A 5,706-nucleotide genomic window follows, 5' to 3' on the forward strand; every position below is an offset into this window, starting at 1 on the left:
CCGGCCTCACCGCCGCCGGCGTGGGCCTGGCCGCCGCCGTGGGCGGTCGCCGCGCCGCCGCGCTCGCGGTGCCGCTGGCCGCCAGCATCTGGGGGTACGACCTGCTGGCCAAGAACACCGCCGCCGGCCCCGCCGTGATGGCCGCCTGCCGAGGGCTGGACGTGCTGCTGGGCGCATCCGGCGGCCACCTGTGGCGGGCGCTCCCCTCGGCGGCGACCGTGGCGGCCCACACCTGGACGGTCACCACCCTGTCCCGGCGCGAGGTCACCGGCACGGACGCGGCCCTGCCGATGCGGACCCTGGCCGGCACCGCCCTGGTTGCCGCCAGCGCCGCCATCGCCGTCCCCGGCGCCCGTCGCGCTGTCGTGCCCGGTGCTCGTGGCGCTGCCGTCCCCGCCGTCCGTGGCGCTGCCGTCCCCGGCGCCGGGGCTGCCGAAGCTGCCGGGGCCGACGGGCGGGCCGTCGTGGGCGGGGGCCGGGCCCGGTCGGCCGGGTTCGCCGTCGCGCTGCCCGCGCTGCCCGCGCTGCTGGCCGGGTGGTACGCCGCCCGTTACGGCGCGGCCCAGGCCCAGGTCGTCCGGGATCCCTCGGCCGGGAAGGTCCGCGCGGCGGTCGGCGCGGGGATCACCGGCCTGCCCGCCCTGCAGGGAGCGCTCACCGCACGCGGCGGCGCCGGCCTGCTCGGGCTGGCCGTCGCGGCGGCGGCGCCGCTGGGCCGTCGGCTGGCCCGGAAGGTCTCCCCGACATGACCGTGCCCCGGCCCCGACCCGCGCAGTCCGGCAACGGGACGGTCGTGCCGCCGAACGGCGACGCGACGACGCTGCGCCTCGGGTACGGCACCAACGGCTTCGCCAACCACCGGCTCGACGACGCGCTCGCCGTCCTCGCCGACCTCGGCTACGACGGCGTGGCGCTCACCCTGGACCACGACCACCTGGACCCGTTCGCACCCGGGCTCACCCGCCGGATCGCCGCGGTCGCCCGGCGGCTGGACGCGCTCGGTCTGGGGGTGATGATCGAGACCGGGGCCCGCTACCTGCTCGACCCGTGGCACAAGCACGCACCGACGCTGCTGCACGACGACCCCACCCGGCGGATCGAGTTCCTTCGCCGGGCGGTGCGGATCGGCGCTGACCTGGGGGCGGAGGCGGTCTCGTTCTGGGCCGGCGTGCGGCCCGAGACGGTGTCACCGCAGTGCGCCTGGGACCGGCTGGTCGCCGGCTGCGCCAGCGTGATCGACGCCGCCGACAGCGCGGGCGTCACCCTCGGCTTCGAGCCGGAGCCGGGCATGCTTGTCGAGAGCATCACCGACTGGCGTCGACTGCACGCGGCGCTCGACGCGCCGGCCCGCTTCGGCATCACCCTCGACATCGGCCACTGCCGGTGCCTGGAGCCGTGGCCGGTGCCGCAGTGTGTCGCCGAGGTGGCCGACCACCTGGTCAACGTGCAGATCGACGACATGCGCCGGGGCGTGCACGAGCACCTGGAGTTCGGCACCGGTGAGATCGACTTCCCGCCGGTGCTGGCGGCCCTGGCCGAGGCCGGCTACCGCGGGCTGGTCGCCGTCGAGTTGCCCCGCGACTCGCACGCCGCACCGGACGTGGCCGCCCGGTCCATTGATTTCCTGCGCGCGGCGGCCACTTCGACAATCGGTGACCGCCGGCGACAGAAGGTACCCGCCGACGCCCTTTGCTCTGCTTCAACGGACGCAACAGATCGGGACACCGACCGTCGCGTGGAGTGAAGCAGAGCAAAGGACGCGCTCGGGCACCCGCGGAGCGGCGCAGCAGCACAAGGGGAGGAGACGGGATGACACCGGATTCACTACGGGCCGCGCTGCGGGGCGTACCCGATCCCGATTGGCTGGACGAGGCGCTGCGCCAGGTCGCGGCCGAGCCCACCGCGATCGCCCGGCTCTTTGCCGCCGTCGGCCGGCGTTGCGGTCGGGCCGCGTTGCCCGACGCCCCCGGCTGGACCGCCGACGACGCGGCCCGGGTGCTGCTGCTCACCGCCCTGCCGGGCGAGCACGCCTCGTACGCCGAGAGCCTCTACCAGCACGGTGACGCGGCCGAGCGGCGGGCCGTGCTGCGGGCCCTGCCGCTGCTGCCGATCGGCGCCGCCGGGGTGCCGCTGCTGCATGACGCGATCCGGACCAACGACACCCGGCTGATCGCCGCCGCCCTCGGCCCGTACGCCCGGCACCTCGACCCGGCCGCCTGGCGGCAGGCGGTCCTCAAGTGCGTGTTCAGCGGCGTGCCGTTGGCCGTGGTCGCCGACCTGGAGACCCGCGCCGACGGGAAGCTGGCCGGGATGCTGGCCGCGCTCACCGCCGAGCGGCACGCCGCCGGCCGGGAGATGCCCGCCGACGCCACCGACCTGCTCGACCGGCTCACCGCCGCACTGCCCCGGGAGGCGTGAATGCGCATCTTCGACCCCCACATCCACATGACCTCACGCACCACCGACGACTACGAACGGATGGCCGCCGCCGGGGTCCGCGCGGTGGTGGAGCCGGCGTTCTGGCTGGGCCAGCCGCGCACCAGTGCCGCCTCGTTCATCGACTACTTCGACTCGCTCATTGGCTGGGAACCCTTCCGGGCCGGGCAGTTCGGGGTGCGGCACCACGCCACGATCGCGCTCAACCCCAAGGAGGCCAACGACCCGCGCTGCCGCCCGGTGCTCGACCTGCTGCCCCGCTACCTGGACAAGGACGCGGTCGTGGCGGTCGGCGAGATCGGGTACGACTCGATGACGCCGGAGGAGGACGAGGCCTTCGCGGCGCAGCTCGCCCTCGCCGTGGCGTACGACCTGCCGGCGCTGGTGCACACCCCGCACCGGGACAAGGCGCGCGGCTGCGAGCGCACCCTCGCCGTGGTCGCCGAATCCGGCATCGACGCGGGTCGCGTGGTCGTCGACCACCTCAACGAGGTGACCGTCAAGCTCGTCCGGGACAGCGGCTGCTGGCTGGGTTTCTCCATCTACCCGGACACGAAGATGACGCCGCAGCGGATGGTCGATCTGCTGCGCGAGTACGGCACGGAGCGGATGCTGGTCAACTCGGCCGCCGACTGGGGTCGCTCCGATCCGCTGCTGACCCGGGCCACCGCGGAGGCGATGCTGCTCGCCGGGTTCAGCGACGACGACGTGGACCGGGTGCTGTGGCGCAACCCGGTGGAGTTCTACGGCCAGTCCGGTCGGCTCGACCTGAGCGACCTCGACGTCACCGCCGTGGACCCGCAGACCGGCAACTCGATCCTGCGCGGCGGCAGCTGATGCGGCTGCGACATGCCGGCGGCGACACGGTCCACCTCGGCTACTGCACCAACGTGCACCCCGCCGAGGACCTCGCCGGCATCCTCGGTCAACTGGACACCTACGCCGTACCGGTGCGGGAAGCGCTCGGCAGCGACCTGCTCGGCCTCGGCCTGTGGCTGGCCGCCCCGGTCGCCGCCGAGCTGGCCGCCGACCCGGCGTTGCGTCTGCGGCTGCGCGCCGAGCTGGACGCGCGCGGGCTGGAGGTGGTCACCCTCAACGGCTTCCCGTACGCGGCCTTCCAGGCGCCGGTGGTCAAGCAGGACGTGTACCACCCGGACTGGACCACCGAGCAGCGGCTGACGTACACAGTGGATCTGGCCCGGGTGCTCGCCGACCTGCTGCCCGACGACGCGGCCCGGGGCTCGATCTCCACCCTGCCGCTGGCCTGGCGGCGGCCCTGGGACACCGAGCGGGCCGACGCGGCCCGACGCCGGCTGGACCAGCTCGCCGCCGGCCTGGCCGTCGTGCAGCGCGACACCGGCCGCGAGGTGCGGGTCGCCTTCGAGCCGGAGCCCGGCTGTGTGGTGGAGAGCACCGGGCAGGCAGCCACGCTGCTGGACGGCATCGACACCGACCGGTTGGGCGTCTGCCTCGACCTGGCCCACCTGGCGTGCGCCTGGGAGGAGCCGGCCGAGGCGTTGGAACGACTGCGGGCGGCCGGACTGCCCGTGGTGAAGGTGCAGGTCTCCGCCGCCGTCGAGGCGGCCGACCCGGCCGGCGGCGCGGACGCGTTGCGCCGCTGGGTGGAGCCGCGCTTCCTGCACCAGACCCGGAGCGCCGGTTGCGCCGGTCTGGCCGACCCGGCCGATGCGGCGTACGCGGCCGACGACCTGGACGAGGCGTTGGACCGGGAGCTGCCCGGCCCGTGGCGGGTGCACTACCACGTGCCGCTGCACGCCCCACCGGAGGAACCGCTCGGCTCGACCCTGCCCGTCCTGCGCGCCGCCCTGAGAGCGCTCTACAGCGGGCCGACCGCCGGGTGCGACCACCTCGACGTCGAGACGTACACCTGGGGGGTTCTACCGGCCGCGCGGCGGCCGGGCACCGACGCGGAGCTGGCCGCCGGCATCGCCGCCGAGCTGGCCTTCGCCCGAGACGAACTGGTCGGCCTCGGGCTGACCCCGGAACACACCGTGACCGCGGGAGTGACGCGATGAGCCGACGACTGGTGGTACTCGACGTGGTGGGGCTGACCCCCCGCCTGCTGGCGCACATGCCTCGGCTGCGCGGCGTCGCCGACGGCGGCTTCCGGGCCGAGCTGGGCACCGTGCTGCCCGCGGTGACCTGCTCGGTGCAGTCCACCTTCCTCACCGGCGAGCAGCCCAGCGGGCACGGGATCGTCGGCAATGGGTGGTACTTCCGGGAGCTGGGCGAGGTGTTGCTGTGGCGGCAGCACAACGCGCTGGTCGGCGGGGACAAGCTCTGGCAGGCGGCCCGTCGGGCCGAACCGGGCTACACCGTGGCCAACGTCTGCTGGTGGTACGCCATGGGCGCGGACGTCAACTGGACCGTCACGCCGCGACCGGTGTACTACGCCGACGGCCGCAAGGAGCCGGACTGCTACACCGACCCGCCGGAGCTGCACGACGCGCTCACCGGGCGGCTGGGCACCTTCCCGCTGTTCACCTACTGGGGGCCGACCGCCGGGCTGCCGTCGTCGCGGTGGATCTGCCAGGCCGCCGAGCAGATCCTGGCCGACGTGTCACCCGACCTGACCCTGGTCTACGTCCCCCACCTGGACTACGACCTGCAACGCTTCGGCCCCTCGTCGGCCCAGGCCGCCGCCGCGGCGGCCGAGCTGGACGCCGTGCTCGGCCCGCTGCTGGACGCCGCACGGGCCCGCGACGCGACAGTGGTGGTGCTCTCCGAGTACGGCATCACCGACGTGTCCCGGCCGGTGGACGTCAACCGGCTGCTGCGTGCCGAGGGGCTGCTGCGGGTGCACACCCAGGCCGGCATGGAGTACCTCGACCCGTGGACGTCGAAAGCGTTCGCGGTCGCCGACCACCAGGTCGCGCACGTCTACGTCAAGGACCCGGCCGACGTGCCGGCGGTGGCGAAGCTCTGCGCCGGGCTGCCCGGGGTGGCCGAGGTGCTCGACGCCGAGGGCAAGGCCGCGCACGGGCTGGACCACCCGCGCGCCGGTGAGCTGGTGCTGGTGGCCGAGCCGGACTCCTGGTTCACCTACTACTACTGGCTCGACGACGCCCGCGCGCCGGACTTCGCCCGGCTGGTCGAGATCCACCGCAAGCCGGGGTACGACCCCGCCGAGCTGTTCTTCGACCCGGCCAACCCCGGTGCCGCGAAGGCGCGCGCAGGCGTGGCGCTGGCCCGCAAGAAGCTCGGCATGCGCTACCTGATGAGCGCCGTCGGCCTGGACGCCGGCGCCCA

The 5,706-nt window shown here is 74.7% G+C and carries 6 protein-coding genes; all 6 read left to right on the plus strand.

Features of this window, described 5'->3' with window-relative positions; all coding sequences use genetic code 11:
• A partial coding sequence (locus AB0J68_RS25480) for a 4-hydroxybenzoate polyprenyltransferase (RefSeq protein WP_363940690.1) occupies positions 1-749 on the plus strand: 749 nt, incomplete at its 5' end.
• Entirely contained in the window at positions 746-1,744 is a 999-nt protein-coding gene (locus tag AB0J68_RS25485; protein ID WP_363940692.1) for a sugar phosphate isomerase/epimerase family protein, read from the plus strand. The genes AB0J68_RS25480 and AB0J68_RS25485, both read left to right, overlap by 4 nt.
• Before the next feature lie 65 nt (positions 1,745-1,809).
• Positions 1,810-2,418: an EboA domain-containing protein gene (locus AB0J68_RS25490; RefSeq protein WP_363940694.1), complete on the plus strand. Its 609-nt coding sequence runs from the start codon at positions 1,810-1,812 to the stop codon at positions 2,416-2,418.
• Positions 2,419-3,273, plus strand: a complete 855-nt coding sequence (locus AB0J68_RS25495) for a TatD family hydrolase (RefSeq protein WP_355064081.1) — start codon at positions 2,419-2,421, stop codon at positions 3,271-3,273.
• Positions 3,273-4,472 (plus strand): metabolite traffic protein EboE, encoded by a 1,200-nt coding sequence (eboE, locus tag AB0J68_RS25500; protein ID WP_363940696.1) that lies wholly within the window; start codon positions 3,273-3,275, stop codon positions 4,470-4,472. Before AB0J68_RS25495 ends, eboE begins: the two co-directional genes overlap by 1 nt.
• Positions 4,469-5,706, plus strand: a 1,238-nt coding sequence (locus tag AB0J68_RS25505; RefSeq protein ID WP_363940698.1) for a nucleotide pyrophosphatase/phosphodiesterase family protein, incomplete at its 3' end; no start/stop codon positions are given. The genes eboE and AB0J68_RS25505, both read left to right, overlap by 4 nt.

It is taken from the genome of Micromonospora sp. NPDC049580 (assembly GCF_040675595.1).
Classification (GTDB): Bacteria; Actinomycetota; Actinomycetes; order Mycobacteriales; family Micromonosporaceae; genus Micromonospora.